Origin of the sequence: Brasilonema sennae CENA114 (assembly GCF_006968745.1) — a bacterium.
In the GTDB taxonomy this organism is placed as follows: Bacteria; Cyanobacteriota; Cyanobacteriia; order Cyanobacteriales; family Nostocaceae; genus Brasilonema; species Brasilonema sennae.
The window spans coordinates 1,110,177-1,128,633 of record NZ_CP030118.1 but is presented as its reverse complement, the minus strand read 5'-3'; the positions used below and the strand labels follow the sequence as shown (position 1 = coordinate 1,128,633).

General features: G+C 42.1%; 18 protein-coding genes. 15 read left to right on the top strand and 3 right to left on the bottom strand.

All coding sequences use genetic code 11. The features are described 5' to 3' along the window. Positions 1-270 precede the first annotated feature (270 nt). Positions 271-438: an NUDIX hydrolase gene (locus DP114_RS04780; RefSeq protein WP_171975575.1), complete on the top strand. Its 168-nt coding sequence runs from the start codon at positions 271-273 to the stop codon at positions 436-438. A gap of 828 nt (positions 439-1,266) precedes the next feature. Here DP114_RS04780 and DP114_RS04775 read toward each other — a convergent pair. Beyond that, entirely contained in the window at positions 1,267-1,773 is a 507-nt protein-coding gene (locus tag DP114_RS04775) for a transposase family protein (RefSeq protein WP_246163054.1), read from the bottom strand. Between the two features lie 1,062 nt (positions 1,774-2,835). After that, positions 2,836-3,849 (bottom strand): multicopper oxidase domain-containing protein, encoded by a 1,014-nt coding sequence (locus DP114_RS04770; protein ID WP_171975574.1) that lies wholly within the window; start codon positions 3,847-3,849, stop codon positions 2,836-2,838. A gap of 391 nt (positions 3,850-4,240) precedes the next feature. On the opposite strand from DP114_RS04770, the gene DP114_RS04765 reads away from it, so the two are divergent. The 11 genes from DP114_RS04765 (at position 4,241) to DP114_RS04715 (ending at position 13,546) form a co-directional block, all read left to right on the top strand. Then, positions 4,241-5,020, top strand: coding sequence for an energy-coupling factor ABC transporter permease (locus DP114_RS04765; RefSeq protein ID WP_169263589.1), 780 nt, complete (start codon positions 4,241-4,243; stop codon positions 5,018-5,020). Positions 5,021-5,089: 69 nt separating this feature from the next. Beyond that, the gene (locus tag DP114_RS04760) at positions 5,090-5,404 is read left to right on the top strand and encodes an energy-coupling factor ABC transporter substrate-binding protein (RefSeq protein WP_171975573.1); all 315 of its coding nucleotides are present in this window, start codon (positions 5,090-5,092) and stop codon (positions 5,402-5,404) included. Then, positions 5,388-6,200, top strand: a complete 813-nt coding sequence (cbiQ, locus tag DP114_RS04755) for a cobalt ECF transporter T component CbiQ (protein ID WP_171975572.1) — start codon at positions 5,388-5,390, stop codon at positions 6,198-6,200. The genes DP114_RS04760 and cbiQ overlap by 17 nt, the downstream gene beginning before the upstream one ends. Continuing rightward, positions 6,175-7,005 carry an energy-coupling factor ABC transporter ATP-binding protein gene (locus DP114_RS04750; protein ID WP_169263592.1) on the top strand — a complete coding sequence of 277 codons (831 nt, stop codon included), beginning with the start codon at positions 6,175-6,177 and terminating at the stop codon, positions 7,003-7,005. Before cbiQ ends, DP114_RS04750 begins: the two co-directional genes overlap by 26 nt. Positions 7,006-7,314: 309 nt before the next feature. Further along, complete coding sequence (locus DP114_RS04745; RefSeq protein ID WP_171975571.1) at positions 7,315-8,238, top strand: energy-coupling factor ABC transporter permease; 924 nt, start codon at positions 7,315-7,317, stop codon at positions 8,236-8,238. Beyond that, positions 8,231-8,893, top strand: coding sequence for an energy-coupling factor transporter transmembrane component T family protein (locus tag DP114_RS04740; RefSeq protein WP_169263594.1), 663 nt, complete (start codon positions 8,231-8,233; stop codon positions 8,891-8,893). Before DP114_RS04745 ends, DP114_RS04740 begins: the two co-directional genes overlap by 8 nt. A gap of 82 nt (positions 8,894-8,975) precedes the next feature. Then, positions 8,976-9,698, top strand: coding sequence for an energy-coupling factor ABC transporter ATP-binding protein (locus tag DP114_RS04735; RefSeq protein ID WP_171975570.1), 723 nt, complete (start codon positions 8,976-8,978; stop codon positions 9,696-9,698). Between the two features lie 166 nt (positions 9,699-9,864). Beyond that, positions 9,865-10,344: a hypothetical protein gene (locus DP114_RS04730; RefSeq protein ID WP_169263596.1), complete on the top strand. Its 480-nt coding sequence runs from the start codon at positions 9,865-9,867 to the stop codon at positions 10,342-10,344. Positions 10,345-10,585: 241 nt separating this feature from the next. Next, on the top strand, positions 10,586-10,840 hold the full coding sequence (locus DP114_RS04725) for a DUF4212 domain-containing protein (protein WP_169263597.1): 255 nt from the start codon (positions 10,586-10,588) through the stop codon (positions 10,838-10,840). Positions 10,841-10,850: 10 nt separating this feature from the next. Beyond that, positions 10,851-12,530, top strand: coding sequence for a sodium:solute symporter family protein (locus DP114_RS04720; RefSeq protein WP_169263598.1), 1,680 nt, complete (start codon positions 10,851-10,853; stop codon positions 12,528-12,530). Between the two features lie 344 nt (positions 12,531-12,874). Further along, complete coding sequence (locus DP114_RS04715; protein ID WP_171975569.1) at positions 12,875-13,546, top strand: DUF1361 domain-containing protein; 672 nt, start codon at positions 12,875-12,877, stop codon at positions 13,544-13,546. Between the two features lie 165 nt (positions 13,547-13,711). On the opposite strand, the gene rppA is transcribed toward DP114_RS04715, so the two are convergent. Next, the gene (rppA, locus tag DP114_RS04710) at positions 13,712-14,419 is read right to left on the bottom strand and encodes a two-component system response regulator RppA (protein WP_169263600.1); all 708 of its coding nucleotides are present in this window, start codon (positions 14,417-14,419) and stop codon (positions 13,712-13,714) included. Positions 14,420-14,486: 67 nt separating this feature from the next. Between rppA and hisG the strand changes: the two genes are divergently transcribed. From hisG to DP114_RS04695, 3 genes are all read left to right on the top strand, one after another. Further along, the gene (gene hisG / locus DP114_RS04705) at positions 14,487-15,137 is read left to right on the top strand and encodes an ATP phosphoribosyltransferase (protein ID WP_169263601.1); all 651 of its coding nucleotides are present in this window, start codon (positions 14,487-14,489) and stop codon (positions 15,135-15,137) included. Positions 15,138-15,479: 342 nt separating this feature from the next. Continuing rightward, positions 15,480-18,005: a GAF domain-containing protein gene (locus DP114_RS04700; RefSeq protein WP_169263602.1), complete on the top strand. Its 2,526-nt coding sequence runs from the start codon at positions 15,480-15,482 to the stop codon at positions 18,003-18,005. A gap of 14 nt (positions 18,006-18,019) precedes the next feature. Continuing rightward, entirely contained in the window at positions 18,020-18,445 is a 426-nt protein-coding gene (locus DP114_RS04695; protein ID WP_169263603.1) for a response regulator, read from the top strand. The last annotated feature ends 12 nt before the right edge of the window (positions 18,446-18,457 follow it).

Below are 18,457 nucleotides of genomic sequence, written 5' to 3'. Positions count from 1 at the left end.
GTAAGTCCCAAAGGGACACGCTTACGCGTATCTCCGTAGGAGACGCTGCGCGAACGCTCGATTCGTGCGCTTGCGCTTACGCCCAAGCCGCGTGCGCTTGCGCTTACGCAGTCGCCTAGGTCGGGAGAGCCGTCATTCGCGCTGTCTCACCAGTTCCCCAAACTCCTGCACCAGACGCACTCGCCTTCGTGACGGAGACCGCCCCTATGCCCTGCGGGCACGCTGAGTCCCAAGGGGACACGCGCAAGGGACGCTAACGGGTTCGCCACTTTGCCAAACTCCTACACCAGACGCACTCGCGTTCGTGACGGGAACCGCCCCTACGGGGTTCACCAGTCACCTGCGGAGGGAAACCCTCCCGCAGTGCTGGTTCACCAAGACGGCAAGTGGACTCACCAAGACGGCGGCTGGTCTCACGTGTTAAGCGTTAAGCGTTAAGCGTGTTTCTTAAGAGTACACAAAAGATATGCAAACGTTTCGCGCTTGCTTTTGGGCAAGTTCCGTGAAACAACGCAATTTGCTAGCGTCTTTAGGATTGCCTCCCTTTAGTGGCTGCGGACGGTTATTTAATCTGACATGCTATTAACAGTAGCAGCAACCATTCTGCACGGTAACGCATATATGCTAAGTCCTAGTACCGCGCGGCGCAAATACGCCTACCTTTTTTAAAGACTGCAAACTCGGATGTTTTCCCTACTTGTAATGGTAAGCTCACTTGCGCCAACCTGTACTAGTACAATTCGGCAGGTATGCTCTAGGGCAAAGCCCTTGGATGCAGGGTAGACTATAATGCTTATAAAATTAGCGGCGTTGCAGATTTCTAACTGCCTAGTTATTTCCGCGAATTGTTTCCATCATCAACGTCAAGGACTAGAAGCCTGTAAGTTAAATAATATCAAAAATAGAAAGATGCCAGCAGATAAAATACTCAGTCCAGAGACTGTAACGTTGAGAATATCCGGCTGTTGAGGGAACTCTCTAAAAATTGAATCAACACATGAATCTAGCACTATCAAAATCCTCAGTTAGTGTTTAACAAACAACTATTTGGATGGGGGGAAAACTGTAAATTAGGAAGTTATCTCCCGCAATGTCATTAATAGGATGCCCGGATGATCTAGGGAAACTTTTCTTAAGTGTATGCTTTTAGCTTACATTTAAGACACTTCTTTCAGCATACATACTTTTAGCGAAAAAATCTACAGTCAACAAAAATAATGCTCTTATTCTTTGACTGAATGGTGATAATTTTTGGTTATTTTGTCCCTACCTTTCATAGCAATAGCTCTTTTGACTGAATTCAAGATGCTGTTTGTTTCGCTTTTGACTAATGTGGTTAAAAATGTTCTTGACTTGCTCAATACGAAGGTGTTGCTGTTGGCTAATTTGCTCAATATTACAACGATTTACTTGGGAATAAATCTTTTCCTCGTACCTTTGTGTGTACCTCCTTCGCCAATCGATAAACTGCAATCGCTCAGTGATGTATCGCTGACACACTCTACAATAAAATTGACGACGTGGTAACTTGAGGTAAACTTCTTTACTCTCTACTGGTACATCTCTAACTAAAATTGGTCTAGTTTGATGTAATTCTTCTGTGTAATTACGACAATGTGGGCAGTATGTACCTTTGGTTAAAACCCTTAATTGAAAAGATACTGAATCTTGAGAAAAATGACAAGATTCTACTGCTACACCAGGTAAATTTAGTAAATCTGTGAGACGTATGTTCATCGCAAAAAAGTCAGTTAATGTTACATTTTGCACCATGAATTATATGATTCATTGATTGTGTCATGACCTCGTCATTGCACAGCAAGAATCAAGTCAGGATTTTTTTTGGTAATGCATAAGTAGCAATGATTGTAAGTCGGCTTTTCTCTTTGTAAAAGATGCACAAAGCCATTCATACCCCTACTTTTGTGCTTCCCTGGCAAATTTTGGGTATGAATTTTTTTTGTTCTTCAGATGTTTGTCGCCATACTAAAACAAGTTTTACCACATAGTACGGCAAAAATTCTCTTCTATAAAAAATAATGATCAATGATCATTGGATGGTGAAACAGCATCGCGACTTTAGGATGTTATTTTTTTATCACTCTGGCTGATAACGTCAAACATACCCATACAACCACTTGCTGCGATGATCGCAGCAAAAAATAATGATCAATGATCATTGGATGGTGAAACAGCTTCGCGACTTTAGGATGTTATTTTTTTATCACTCTGGCTGATAACGTCAAACATACCCATACAACCACTTGCTGCGATGATCGCAGCAAAAAATAATGATCAATGATCATTGGATGGTGAAACAGCTTCGCGACTTTAGGATGTTATTTTTTTATCACTCTGGCTGATAACGTCAAACATACCCATACAACCACTTGCTGCGATGATCGCAGCAAAAAATAATGATCAATGATCATTGGATGGTGAAACAGCTTCGCGACTTTAGGATGTTATTTTTTTATCACTCTGGCTGATAACGTCAAACATACCCATACAACCACTTGCTGCGATGATCGCAGCAAAAAATAATGATCAATGATCATTGGATGGTGAAACAGCTTCGCGACTTTAGGATGTTATTTTTTTATCACTCTGGCTGATAACGTCAAACATACCCATACAACCACTTGCTGCGATGATCGCAGCAAAAAATAATGATCAATGATCATTGGATGGTGAAACAGCTTCGCGACTTTAGGATGTTATTTTTTTATCACTCTGGCTGATAACGTCAAACATACCCATACAACCACTTGCTGCGATGATCGCAGCAAAAAATAATGATCAATGATCATTGGATGGTGAAACAGCTTCGCGACTTTAGGCTGTCATTTTTTTATCACTGTCGCTGATAACGTCAAACATACCCATACAACCCTCTGCTGCGATCGCATCCTGATGTGGATGAAACATATACATACCTGGATAGCGAAAGGAAAATTCCAAGATGTGGCGTTCGGCTGTCCCCATTGTGATCACATCACTTTCATGAGACGGTTTTAAAGTCATTCCCGTAGGAAAGACCTTAAAAAAGTTGGCGTGTAGGTGAAACGTTACTGCTGGATCGAATTCAATGATGTTAAGCACGTACAGTCGAATCAACTGATTTTGGTAAATCCGAATAGGATTATCCTTATAGTAGTTAGGCAGACCATTAAAGGCGTAATATTCATTACGGTTATCATCGTTCACATCATACCCAGCCATAATCAGGACTATCTCATCTGCTGGGGGACGTGGACTCGGCGGATCGACGATAAACATTCCGTATAACCCCTTGGCAACATGACGAGTCACTGGTTCGATGTGACAGTGGTACAAATGAACGCCATAGGGTTCTGCATCAAATTCATAGATAACTGCTGTACCGTGGCGAACTGGACGAACGCCATCCATCTCTGAGGGGTGAACGCCATGAAAATGTAGAGAGTGGGAATGTCCTGCCTGGTTGAAGAACAACACCCGCACGCGATCGCCCTGTTTTGCCCTAAGCGTTGGTCCTGGTATGCGACCATTTAAATCCCAAATGTTGAAAGAAACAGCACTATTGAGCTGAATCGGGGAAGTACCAGCAGTTAATCGAAATTCTCGAACGACACGTCCATTTTCTCGCTTCAGCGTACCATAATCAAATTCTCGTACCATCTTCGAGGGGGTAGCTAAATCAGAAGTTGTCTGTGTCTCCATAGGCGGCACTTTTACCCGTGATAGAGATCGGGAATTCAGTATTTGCCATAAAGCCGCACCAGCCACACCAGTACCTGCTAAGCCCAGCATCAACAGATTACGACGACTCAATAGTTTTTCTTGCTCTAAAACAGAATTGTTAGGCATGATTTTGTAAACGGCTAGCGGCAAAATGCGAGAAAATTGCTAATCTTTTTCAATTATTTTCTCAGAAAATGGTAAAACAATCAATACTTCATTATTAATCTTTCTCAAGTATGAAAAATAATATTCTCAATAGAAATGAGGTTATTTCTCAAAAAAATTGCATACGGTAGTCACAGGAATTTAATTGTATATAAAGATATTAAGTAATTATGGGGTGTATAATACATATTTCCTAATAGCTGAAAACAAGGCGGTAGCCAAGACCTTTTTGCTATCCAACACTTCCCCAAACTCGACTAAAAAAGCGGGAACCTTTGCTGACAAAAATATTTCTTGAGTCAAGACGTTCAGCGATTTATACTAAAAGCTTTAGCATCTGCAGGTACTGAGCATGTTGAAAACTATTCCCAAGTCAAAAGGCAGAGTAAGGTTAGTCAGTCTCATCTTGATGGCAGTGGTAAGTTTTTATTTGATTGTGTGCTTACCTAAACCAGCCTACGCGATGCACATTATGGAAGGTTTTTTACCACCAGGCTGGGCAATTTTTTGGTGGGTTGTGGCATTACCGTTTTTTATTTTGGGATTGCGATCGCTGACTCGCATCACCAAAGCCACTCCTGAACTCAAACTACTTTTAGCATTGGCAGGAGCGTTTACTTTTGTGCTGTCAGCATTGAAAATGCCTTCAGTAACAGGAAGTTGTTCCCATCCAACAGGCACAGGATTAGGAGCAGTGCTATTTGGACCTTTAGCCATGTCGGTACTTGGTAGTTTGGTATTGCTATTTCAAGCACTATTGTTAGCACATGGCGGGTTGACAACACTGGGAGCTAATGCTTTTTCAATGGCAATTGTCGGACCATTTGTTGCCTTCTGGCTCTACCGCTTGGTTATGCAAAGTGGTAAACAAAGATTAGCGATATTTATAGCATCTGCTGTTGCAGATTTGACAACTTATATTGTCACTTCTGTGCAACTGGCTCTTGCTTTCCCCGCAGCTACGGGTGGTTTCATGGCATCATTTATAAAATTTGCAGGAATTTTTGCCGTCACACAAGTACCCTTGGCAATTAGTGAAGGATTGTTAACAGTCTTGGTTTGGAATTGGCTTTCTAACTATGGACATCAAGAACTAGAAATGTTAAACCTCATGAAACCAAAGACCGAATAGAAAGTAGAGAGTGGTTAGTCATCATTTTTTAAAAATAACGATTAACAAATAATAAATAACAAGTGACTCATGACAAAGCAAAATAAAAAATGGAATAACTGGCTATTGGTGTTAGCAGTAGTGGTATTAGCAGCAGCACCAGTAGTCTTTATTAAAGGTGCAGAATTTAGTGGTTCTGATGACCAAGCCGAATCGGCTATTAAAGAGATACAGCCCGAATATAAACCTTGGTTGAAATCATTAATTGAGTTGCCCAGTGGGGAAGTTGAAAGCCTCATGTTTAGCGTGCAAGCAGCAATAGGTGCTGGTGTGATTGGCTATGTAATTGGGTTATACAAGGGGCGTTCTGAACAAAGCAAAAAACCAAATGAGAATTCAGATTGATACCTTAGCTTACACAAATCGCTTACGTTGGTTACCACCAGAACAAAAATTGGTATTTGCCACTGTCCTGCTACTTATCACTGCCTTTGCTCATCCTTTCATTCAAGTCTTGATTGCAGTTTGGATAAGTTTTTGGACAGTGATGTATGCAGGGATTCCTGCTAAAACTTATCTAAAATTAGTTTATGTTGCGACTCTCTTCTGGTTAACTAGTTTACCAGCTTTAGTTATCAATGGAGTAGACCTTTATCACATACATTTAGTGCCAAAGGATTCACTCGGTGGCTTGACTTTTGGCTCTTATTATATATATATCAGTCACCAAGGTATTGAGCAGGGATTGACTATTTTAACGCGAGCTATTGCTTCTTTATCCTGCCTATACTTTGTGATGCTAACTATCCCCTTTTCCGAACTTTTGCAAACACTACGTCGTATAGGAGTTCCAGTACTGATAACTGAGCTTTTATTGCTGATGTATCGCTTTATTTTTGTCCTTCTCAATACCACTGCTGAGTTATGGACTGCTCAACAATCTCGTGGTGGCTATCGTACTTTTCGCATTGGAATGAAAAGTTTAGCACTGTTAATTGGACAATTACTTAAGCGAACTATAGAAAATTATCGTCAAGTCTCCTTAAGTTTAGCAGCACGGGGTTTTAATGGAGAACTGCGGGTTTGGCATCCCCATCGCTATCAAAAATCCAAGCGCTATGCTATAGAAGCAATTGTTGGGTGCGTAGTCTTAATAGCATTGGAATTTTTGCAGCATGCAGGAATGGTTACTCGAATTTGAGCAGGTACATTATACTTACCCAGGTGCACAACAGTCGGCTCTGAATGGTCTGAGTGTACGAATTCCTGCTCGTAAAAGATGTGCATTAATTGGTCAAAACGGATGTGGTAAAAGCACATTATTTTTGTTAGCTAATGGTCTATACAAGCCTGACAAAGGAACTATCTCATGGCAAGGTAAACGATTGCAATATAATCGTGACTACCTGACGACTTTACGCCAAAAAGTCGGGTTAATTTTTCAAGATCCAGAACAACAACTGGTAGCCTCTACTGTTGAAGAAGATATTTCTTATGGGTTGTGTAATTTGCAGTTACCAGAAGCAGAAATTCAACAGCGAGTCGAGCAAGCTTTAGTAGAATTTGGATTAACTGAACTTGCTCAAAGACCAGTACATCATCTCAGTTTAGGACAAAAAAAACGAGTTTCAATAGCAGATGTGATGGTGCTACGACCAGAACTCTTATTGCTAGATGAACCCACCGCTTATCTGGATAGATTACACACGCGTAACTTGATGGCAACCTTGAGAAAAATTCACGCATCTGGAACAACAATCTTGATGGCAACCCATGATCTTGATTTAGTTTATCGCTGGGCTGATTGGATATTAGTTATGGATAAAGGAAGACTCATTTTGGAAGGTAAACCGCAAGATGTGTTTACTCAACGCGAAATTTTAGAAGAGTTACAGTTAGGAGTGCCATTGATATATGAAATGTTATTTGCAGATGGAGTTGCCGAAGAAGGACCTGTTTTGGAACGATTGCGACAACGGATCTTGAATTTATTTCGTTATTTTTAATCTTGTTTTTAAGAATTATTAAGCCTTTTGCAAAAGTCAAGAGTCATGAAAATGAAAAATAGAAATTTTGCCAGAAGTCTATTCTTTTTTTCTTTTAAACTTCCAAATAAAACTCTTAAAAAATTACGAATCTAAAAATAAGTCAAGTAAAAATATAAATGTTATTGTCTATAATCCGTAAGTAACACTCTCAAATCCCCCAAGAGGGCATTGCAAAGAAGGGGTAAAATTTGGTTTTGTTATTAATACTATGCCGTAGTTCTAGAAATTACTTTGTGTTATTTATGACACAAAATGTAGGGGCACATTATGCATATTCCTGATGGGTTTGTATCTCTCCCAGTAGCCGCAGCTACTGGGTTAGTAAGTGTGGTGGGGCTAGGAATAGGTATGGGGCGATCCCAAGACGCTTTTGGTATCCGTCGCGCACCTGTTCTTGGTTTAACCACCGCGTTTATTTTTGCCGCGCAGATGATTAATTTTCCTGTCGCAGGTGGCACAAGTGGTCACTTATTGGGAGGCACCTTGGCGGCTATTATTTTGGGTAGCCCTTGGGCTGGTATGTTGTGCATTGCTACGGTTTTAATTATTCAAGCTGTTCTATTTGCTGATGGTGGGATCACAGCCTTGGGAGCAAATATCTTTAACATGGGTGTGATTGGAGTTTGGGTTGGCTGGAGTTTAACCCAAACTTTACAGCGGTTGTTTGGAGGATATAAAGGGCGTTTACCTTTAGCTGCTGGTATTGCAGCTGGCATTAGTGTCGTGGTTGCTGCGATCGCTTGTGCTATAGAGTTAGCCCTTTCTGGAACTGCACCAGTCAATATAGTTTTACCAGCGATGACTGGGGTACATATCCTCATTGGCATTGGTGAAGGATTGATTACTGGAGGTGTGTTAACTTACTTGATGACAGCACGACCAGACCTTTTGCCTGGAAACCAGCAGGAATTTAAAGGGTGGGTGGTACCTGTTGTTAGTATTCTTTTGATAGCAGGTGTGCTTTCACTGCTAGCCTCCGCATGGCCAGATGGTTTAGAAAAAGTTGCTGAAAATTTGGGTTTCATTAAGTTAGGCGAAAATGTACGAGTGTCAATCCCCACGCCATTTGCTGACTACACTGTTAATGGTAATGAAGGTATAGGAACGAGTATTGCTGGAATTATCGGGTCTATTGTTTGTTTTGGGGTAGCCTTTGGTATTGCAAAATTGGTTAGACCGAATAATGCTTAGAATTTCTTTACCGTTACGCTTGCAGCTATCGTTAGTCATTGTCGTGGGGTGTGCTTTTCTTAAGCCCAATGCTTGGTACTGGCTGGGTGCGTATGGGGCGATCGCACTGTTATGGGCTTGTCTACTACGTGTACCCATTCGTAAACTCACAGGCTTACTCGGTGCAGAACTGATTTTTCTCTCGTTACTAGCGTTACCCTTAGGATGGGAGCGAGCTAGTTTTTTGCTGGTTCGTTCCCTAATTTGTCTCATAACGATGAACAGCTTTTTGTTAACTTTGCCACCTCACAGTTTTGGCATCGCCCTCAAAAGCTTACCCCTACCGAGAGTATTAAAAGAAAACTTATTGTTAGCTGGGCAATACATAGAAATTTTGGTTGGAGAAGTGACGCGAATGCAGCGTAGTGCTCAATTACGCGGTTTGAACGGTCCTGCTGGGTGGTTGCGCTACGCCAGTGCAGCTATGATCGGAACATTGTATCTCCGCAGTTTGGAACGAGCAGAAAGAGTCTACGCAGCAATGGAAGTTCGTGGTTACAACGGACAGCTACCAACAGATGGGACATTAAGACCAAAAGAGCGTTTTGCAGTGGCGATGATGTGTGCCATTGCTCTTTGTTTGACTGTGGCTTCCTATACCAATTTTGGATTTTAGTCCTCAGTAGGATGAACAACGCCCTACGCATCAAATAATCTTAGCCTAGAAATTCAGAGAAATTCATCATCCACAAAATAGAATGTTACAAACAGGGGTCGTTGTTCAGAATCTAGTGTATGCCTATTCAAATCAAGAACCAGTTTTACGAGACATTTCTTTTACCTTGAATCCAGGCGATCGCGTTGCACTCATGGGATCGACTGGTTCTGGTAAAAGTACCTTACTAGAGAACCTCATCGGCTTAAAACAACCCCTATCAGGAAAAATTTGGATCAATGATATTCTAGTAGAACCGAAAACCCTACCACAAATACGCCGTAACATCGGGTTTAGCTTCCAAGATGCCAACGATCAACTGTTTATGCCAACCATCTTAGAAGATGTGACTTTTGGGCCACGTAATTACGGTGTACCACCAGCAATAGCAATTGACAAAGCAAGACACCTGTTAGCTGATTTTGGACTAGAAGCTTACATCAACCGTTCTGCCCACGAACTTTCCGGTGGACAAAGACGTCTGGCTGCCTTAGCAGCGATTTTAGCGTTAGAGCCAACAATTTTGATTTTGGACGAACCTACAAATGGTCTCGATCCAGCATGGCGGCGTCACTTAGCTCAAGTTTTGTTAAGGTTACCCGTGCAGGTGATATTAATCGCCTCTCACGACTTACACTGGCTCAGTAAAGTGACTCAACGCGCCTTAGTGCTTTCTGGTGGTCAGATTGCAATAGATAGGGATATTCAGCCGTTATTGCAAGATGCTGATACGCTGGATAAGCTTGGTTTACCCGTGGGTTGGTAATCGAATCAGTGAACAGTGAACAGTGAACAGTGAACAGTGAACAGTAAACAGTGAACAGTGAACACTAACAACTGATAACTGATAACTGATAACTGGTCGAAATACCAATAAAAACGACTGAATCATTGGTTACTATTGTTTCGGTTTTATTGGTGGTAAGGTGTTAATGTCTGTTTTGCGTAGATATACCGTTATTATTCCTATTACCTTGAGTATGGCAATGTTCGTGACTGCGTGCAGTGACAGCAAAGCCTCCCAATGTGAGCGACTGGTTAACCTCATTAACAAAGGAAGTGACCTGATTGATAAAAATAAAGGTCAGCAGGTGACAACTAGCTTGCAACTATCCAAGGATTTGGAAGCTGTGACCAAAGAAATTAAGGAGCTAAATTTAAAAGACCCCAAGCTTCAACAATTTCAGAGCAGTTTTGTTAAGGTGTTTGAGACTTTTAGTCAATCAATTGCTACAGCAGGTAAGGCTCTTGGTTCAGCTAAGACAGCTCAAGCCTCATCAGAGGGTAGGATCAAAATTCAAAAGGCAAGAGGAGAAATCGATACAGCACTAACAGCAGCCACAAATGCTGCGAAACAGTCTGATACTCTGGCATCTGAGCTTAACAAGTACTGTAGTAGCGAATCAAAATGAGGTAAGTGGGTTTCCAGTAGCGCGTAAGCGCTACTGTTTGCTTTAGGATGAAATTATCTGTCAAGACTTGTTTATATCTCAATATGATTCAATTTCTCAATCTCTAGATAATGAGTCACACGGAAATCTGCCCCATATTTAGTCCATCGTTAAAAAATCATTTTGAATTTTAAACTTTTCTAGATCTTAAGTCCGACTTCTGCTAGTATCTTGGTTACATTTTTCATAAATTTACTTAAAAATGGATAGCGAAAAGAGTCGTTCTTATTGGCGTGCGAACACTGCTTTAATTCGCAACCTTTTAATAGTTTGGGCGCTGGTGTCTCTCGTTTTTAGTATTTTGCTGGTACAACCATTAAATGCTGTGCGTTTTTTTGGCGTACCCTTTGGCTTTTGGATGGCACAGCAGGGTTCAATTCTGATTTTTGTGGTGTTGATTTTCATCTACGCCTTTCAAATGGACAAGTTAGACCGCAAGCATAATATTAGAAGGTGAGGATAAAGTTGTGTCAGTTGAAATTTGGACTATTTTAATAGTTGGACTTTCCTTCCTGGTATACCTCTACATTGGTTGGCAATCACGAGTTAAAGATAGTAAAGGCTTTTTTGTAGCGGATCAGGGAATTCCTTCCATTGCCAATGGTGCAGCCACTGCTGCCGATTGGATGTCTGCAGCCTCGTTCATTTCAATGGCGGGGCTGATTAGTTTTATGGGCTATGATGGCTCCATTTATTTGATGGGTTGGACTGGAGGCTACGTTCTGCTGGCACTGTTGCTGGCTCCTTACCTCCGCAAGTTTGGTAAGTATACAGTACCCGATTTCGTGGGAGACAGATACTATTCCAACGTTGCCCGTCTGGTAGCAGTTGTGGCAGCCATTTTTGTCTCCTTGACTTATGTTGCTGGACAAATGCGGGGGGTTGGTATTGTTTTCAGCCGCTTCCTACAGGTAGACATCAACACAGGTGTCATCATCGGCATGGTTATTGTGGGCTTTTTTGCTGTGCTGGGCGGCATGAAAGGCATCACTTGGACACAGGTAGCACAGTACGTCATCTTGATTATTGCTTACCTCATTCCAGCGATCGCGCTTGCTGTATTGCTTACAGGCAACCCGATTCCCCAGTTTGCATTTACCTTTAGTGACATTGCCGACAAGCTCAATCAAATCCAAGTTGATCTTGGGTTTGCACAGTACACTCAGCCATTTGTCAACAAGCCCATGCTGGATGTGCTGTTCGTTACCATCGCTTTGATGGTGGGAACCGCTGGACTGCCTCATGTTATTGTACGTTTTTATACAGTTCCGGACGTTCGCTCAGCTCGGTTTTCTGCTGGTTGGGCACTGTTATTCATCGCCATTCTGTATACTACGGCTCCAGCCCTCTCGATGTTTGCCCGTTATAACCTCATTAATTCCCTGCACAATCATACTGTTGAGGAAGTGCGGCAGTTAGACTGGGCAAACAAGTGGGAACGCACCAAACTGCTAGCTTTTGAAGATAAAAACGGTGACGGACGTCTACAATTAACTCCAAAAAAAGACACGAACGAGATTACGATTGACCGAGACATCATTGTGCTTGCAACTCCAGAAATTGCGAAACTGGCTCCTTGGGTGATCGCTTTGGTAGCAGCTGGTGGATTGGCAGCAGCTTTGTCTACAGCATCAGGGCTGTTACTGGTGATTTCTAGTTCCATAGCCCACGATGTGTACTACCGCATCGTTGATCCGGGAGCATCAGAACAAAAACGCCTGTTTGTCGGACGTTTGATGGTCGGTTTGTCCCTCGTTGGTGCTGGATATTTTGGGGTGAATCCACCAGGTTTCGTGGGTGAAGTCGTGGCTTTTGCCTTTGGATTAGCTGCTTCTAGCTTCTTTCCGGCTATCATCCTGGGTATCTTCGACAAACGCACCAACAAAGAAGGGGCGATCGCTGGTATGGTGACAGGTTTAATCTTTACTACCGCATACATTGTAGGCGTTAAGTTTGGGGGTATGCCACCTTGGTTCTTTGGGGTTTCTCCTGAAGGAATTGGCACTGTGGGTATGCTGCTAAACTTAGTTGTTACCCTCGTGGTGTCTCGTCTAACACCACCTCCTCCAGCAGAAATTCAGGCACTGGTGGAGGACTTACGTAGTCCAGATATTGAGGAAACACAATCAATTAGGGCTATGCATTAGTATAAACTCAAACTTCATCTTCAACCCATCCCCACACACGGGGATGGGTGCTTTTGTTATAATAGCTCTTTCTCTAGACAGTTGACAATGATTTCTGGAACTGAGCCAGAGCAAGATGAAATCTATAACTATAGCCAGCACAAGGGCACCATTCCAGATGAGAAACTTGTTCATGGTAAAGTGGCTCTGATTTACGCATTGGCTATACTAGTGAATTAGCCCGCTTGATTGACCGTTAAGTCTGTAGCCATTTTTACTACGAAAGGCAGTTTTGACAATCAATCAGCTAGCTTATAACCATACGGAGAGATCAGAATCATTTACACGTCTTCAAGGAAGTAGCTATGAAAGGGGAACTCACTGAATTGATAGCCAAAGTCATACAAGTTCTGCAAATCAATGCGCGTTGGATGACTTGGAACCTATTTTTAGCTTTTATACCTTTGGCTTTGAGTGTTTGGTTGTTTCGCAATGGGCGCGGGCGATCTTGGGTTTGGTGGTTGGGATTTATAGTTTTCTATAGTTTTCTACCAAATGCACCTTACCTGCTGACTGATATCATTCATCTTATAGATGATATCCGTAGAATTCAGTCTGTATGGGTCATAACCCTGATACTCATCCCGTTGTATGTATTGGTTATTTTAGCTGGATTTGAAGCTTACGTTATATCTTTAATTAATTTAGGTTATTATTTACATCGCATTGGTAAGAGCAAATGGATCTTGTGGGTTGAGTTAATTACCCATGCTTTGTGTGCTGTGGGTGTTTATTGGGGACGTTTCTTACGTTTTAACAGCTGGGATTTTGTCACTCAACCGGATGAGGTACTCACTAAAGGTGTAGAGGACATTCTTGGTAAACAGCCCCTAGTGATTATTGCTATTACCTTTGGCATACTTGTCGGTCTACATTGGATTATGAAACGAGTGACTTTGGTTTTTTTTTCGCAAAGGGGAAAAAACTTAACTAACAACTCAAAAGATCTCAACTCAAACACGCCTAATGTTGGATAACTTTCAAGAAAAACGCTTAACGCTTAACGCTTAACAGGAAAGAAGGTGTTTGTTTCATTCGTAGCAGGTGGTTATCGCCTAAGAGTGCGCCAGCTTTTTACGAAACACGCTCGCGAAAAGCGTGTAGTTGAGGGTGAGGAAAAAATTCAAAAAGCATAACGCACTCTACTTTTCTTCTCCAGTTCCTGGTGCAGAAGTACCAAAGCGATATCCTTTAGCATAGACTGTATGAATTAATTGTGTTTCACCAGCTTGTTCAATCTTACGCCGTAGTAAGCGAATTAATGCAGCAATAACATTGCTACTAGGTAGTTGCTCATCTTTCCAGAGATATTGGAGAATCTGGGCGTGAGTGAGCAGCTGTCCCGTATTTTCCATAAAATATTGCAGGAGCTGACTTTCTTTTTCGGATAAGTCGATGATTCTGCCTTGACGATAGGCGACTTGGTTTTCGGTATCGAGTTCTAAGTCAGCGACTACAAGCTTTTGGGTTGTTGTACCGTGGCTTTGTGAACCGGAACGACGCAATAAAGCCCGAACTCGTGCTAGCAACTCGCGCAACTCAAAAGGTTTAACCAAATAGTCGTCCGCACCTGCATCCAAACCTTCAACTCGATCATCAAGAGTATCTTTAGCAGTGAGAAACAACACGGGCGTAGTTTCGCCTTGGCGTCGTAATTCTTGACAAATCTCCAAACCTGTTTTTCCTGGTAGCATCCAATCTAGAATCAGTAAGTTATAACTACCGCTTTGTGCAAGTTGGCTACCACTTGTCCCATCATAAGCCGCATCAACGCTATACCCCTCACGAGTTAACATGCGACTCAAAGGATCAGTTAATTCAACTTCATCATCAACAAGTAAAATTCGCATGGCAAGCTATTGTACTTAGCTATCAGATATTATTATTTTGCTGATTGCTGATGATGAAGTGCTACTTATGCTGACTATTGCATTGCCGAAAGGGGAACTTCTTAAAAATAGCATCCGGATTCTGCAAGATGTGGGATTGGATTTTAGTGCTTTTTTGGATTCAAGTAACCGCCAACTTCAGATTTCTGACTCTAGTGGCAAAGCCAAAGGGTTGCTAGTGCGAGCGCAGGATGTGCCAGTATATGTAGAATATGGTCAGGCACAACTTGGTATCGTTGGATATGACGTGTTGCGCGAGAAAAAGCCACAAGTAGCCCACTTAGTTGACTTGGAGTTTGGTCATTGTCGAATGTCGGTGGCGGTGAAGCAAGAGAGTGCTTACCGTTCCGTGTTGGAGTTACCACCTCATGGTCGAGTTGCTTCAAAATATGTCAATAGTGCGCGAGAGTATTTCCACGGTTTGGATTTACCTGTGGAAATTGTACCGCTGTATGGTTCTGTGGAACTAGGTCCGATTACAGGGATGTCAGAAGCAATTGTGGATTTGGTTTCCACAGGACGAACCTTACGCGAAAATGGTTTGGTTGAAATTGAAACTTTGTATCAAAGTACGGCAAGATTAATTGCTCATCCTTTGAGTTATCGTTTGAATGCAGATGATTTGCTTGGATTGATTGAGAAACTGCGAGCGATCGCCCTTGGCGTGCCCTGTGCCTGACTCACGCAGTGAGTCCCCTGAACAGAGTTCAGGGCTGCAATCGAAGATTGCAGAGGCACATACGGGCGATCGCTCTGGCTACAGTTTAACCTAGATCTCTTTACCAGGGATTCATGCAGTTTTGTGATTAAATCTATGTGCTTTATATATCACATCTATCAAAAGTAGTATATTTTACAATAAAGTTGAACACACATTCATCGAAATAAGCTACTTTTTTAAGTAGACCTCTCCAAAAATGGCTATAAAACCTTTACCGCGCTTGCACTAAAAATCATTTTTGGAGAGGTCTAGTGATAGAAAGCTCAAAGCATTAAATTTCAAAAAATTTAATCAAGATTTATGCTTGTCATGATTGATAACGAAACAGCAAGACTTGAAGCCCTGCGCCAATATCAAATTCTTGACACTGAACCTGAAGAAGCATACGACAATATTGCTCAGTTAGCTGGCTTGATTTGTGATGCTCCTATAGTCCTGATCAATTTTATTGATGAAAACCGCCAGTGGTTTAAAGCAAAAATAGGTTTGGATGTGCCAGAAATGCCTCGTAGCGTCGGATTATCTTACCTTTGCCAAGAGCTACGAGATGTGGTAGTCGTTTCTGATACTTGGGTTGATGAAAAGTTAGCAAACAATTCAGTAGTCAGATCTTATCCTTATGTACGGTTTTATGCGGGTATCCCCTTAATGACTCCAAAGGGAGATATGGTGGGCACTCTTTGCGTGATTGACCAAGTACCACGGAAACTGAGCCAAAAACAAGTAGAAGCACTTAGGGGACTAGCTCGCCAAGTGATTAGTGAATTGGAGCTAAGGCGTAACTTGGCTGAGGTATCCCATTTTGCTGAAGAACTTAAACGCACGAAGGAAAAACTGGCACACAGCGAAAATCTTCTCCGTACAATCATTGAGTCAGAACCAGAGTGTGTCAAATTGTTAGCCAAAGATGGCACACTACTGGAAATGAATCCAGCTGGATTGGCGATGATTGAAGCTGATTCCCTCAATCAAGTACAGGGAAGCTGCGTTTATCCCCTGATTGCCCCGGAGTATTGTCAAGCCTTCATAACACTTGCACAGGAGGTTTTTCAAGGCGAATCAGGAATACTGGAGTTTGAAATTATTGGTCTTAAAGGCACTCGTCGCTGGCTGGAAACCCACGCCGTTCCCCTGCGTAATTCTGAGAAAGACATCATTGCTTTGTTAGCAGTGACACGGGATATCACTGAACGTAAGCGAACTGAGGCTTCCTTACGCGATCGCGAACAACATCTAAAGCTAGCATTGCAGACTGCTAAACTCGGTTCTTGGGAGCTAGATTTGAAAACAGGCGACTTATCTTGCTCCAACCAATGCAAGGCAAATTTTGGTTTGCCGCCTGAAATTGAGCTTTCTTATGATACGCTACAGCAACGCGTTCATCCCGAAGACCGCGCCTATAGGCAGGAAGCTGTAAGACTTGCTTTAGAGGAACGCCAAGATTATGAGGCAGAGTATCGCTGTATCTGGTCTGATGATACCATTCACTGGATATTGGCACGAGGTACTGGAATTTATGATACTGAGGGTAATCCCACTCGCATGATTGGTGTCACACTTGACATCACTGCTCGTAAACAAGCTGAAGAGGAATTCAAGCGTCAAACCAAGCGTTCTCAACTATTTGCCGAAATTACCCTCAAAATTCGTCAATCTTTAGAAATTGAGGCAATTCTACAAACCACGGTGATTGAAGTTCAAAAACTGCTACAAGCAGACAGAGTTATTATCTTCAGATTCTGGGGAGATGGTTCAGGAACCGTGGTGCAAGAGTCAGTGTTACCTGGTTTTCCGGTTGTACTAGGACAAAATATTCTTGATCCATGCTTTGCCCGAGATTATCAAGAAGCGTATCGTCGGGGGACAATCAGTGCGATAGCCAACATTGAAACAGCAAACATCCAACCTTGCCATAAAGAATTTCTTTCCCAATTTGCTGTCAAAGCGAACCTCGTTGTCCCAATTCTTCAAAGAGAAAACCTCTGGGGTTTACTCATTGCTCATCACTGTGAGTGCCCCCGACAATGGAATAATGTAGAAATTGAATTGTTGCAACAGCTCGCAGACCAAATAGGCATTGCCCTATCTCAAGCACAACTTTTACAACAAGAAACCCGTCAACGTCAGGAACTAGCTCGTTCCAATGCCGAATTAGAACAATTTGCCTACGTTGCTTCTCATGATTTGCAAGAGCCATTGCGAATGGTGGGGAGTTACTTGCAACTTTTAGAGCGACGATACAAGGATAATCTTGATGCTAGGGCTAATGAGTTCATTGGTTACGCTGTAGACGGTGCACATCGAATGCAGACACTTATCAATGACTTGTTGAGCTATTCCCGTGTTAGCACACGTGCTCAATCTTTTGGGCTTGTGGATTGTCATTGTATTGTCAATTGCGTTCTAGCAAATCTCAAAGTTGCTCTTGAAGAAAGTAACGCTGTCGTCACCTACGATACTTTACCCAAAGTGATGGTGGATGCTACCCAACTGTCGCAGTTGTTTCAAAACCTCATTAGCAATGCCATCAAATTCCGTAGTCAACAGCCACCTCAAATTCATATTGGGGTTGAACGTATAGAGGAAAGATGGCAATTTGCTGTGTGTGATAATGGAATAGGTATAGAATTTCAATACTTAGAGCGTATTTTTGTGATTTTTCAGCGTTTACACACTAGAAATAAGTATCCTGGTACTGGCATTGGACTTGCAATATGTAAGAAAATTGTAGAACGCCACGGTGGAAATATCTGGGTGAAGTCACAACCGCAACATGGTACAACTTTCTTCTTTACAATTCCTGATACAGCAGAAAACAAATTGTGAGCTTTGAATCAATCATGCCTATTGAGATTTTGCTAGTGGAAGACAACCCTGGCGATGTGCGATTAACCCAGATAGCTCTCGAAGACAGCAAAATTTCCGTGAACTTGAATGTCGTGGTGGATGGCGTAGAAGCCATAGCATTCTTACGCAAACAGGAAAATTATACTCAGGTACCCACTCCTAATATCATCCTGCTTGATTTAAACCTGCCTAGAAAAGATGGAAGGGAGGTGCTAGAAGAAATTAAAGCAGATCATACCCTTAAACGTATTCCCGTAGTTGTTTTGACAACATCTAGAGCTGAGGAAGATGTCTTAAAGGCTTACAACCTCTGTGCTAACTGCTATGTTACGAAACCTGTTGATTTTGATCAGTTTGTCAAAATAGTACATTCAATAGAAAATTTTTGGTTCACTGTTGTCAAGCTACCACCGGAGTGAAGAAACGAATCA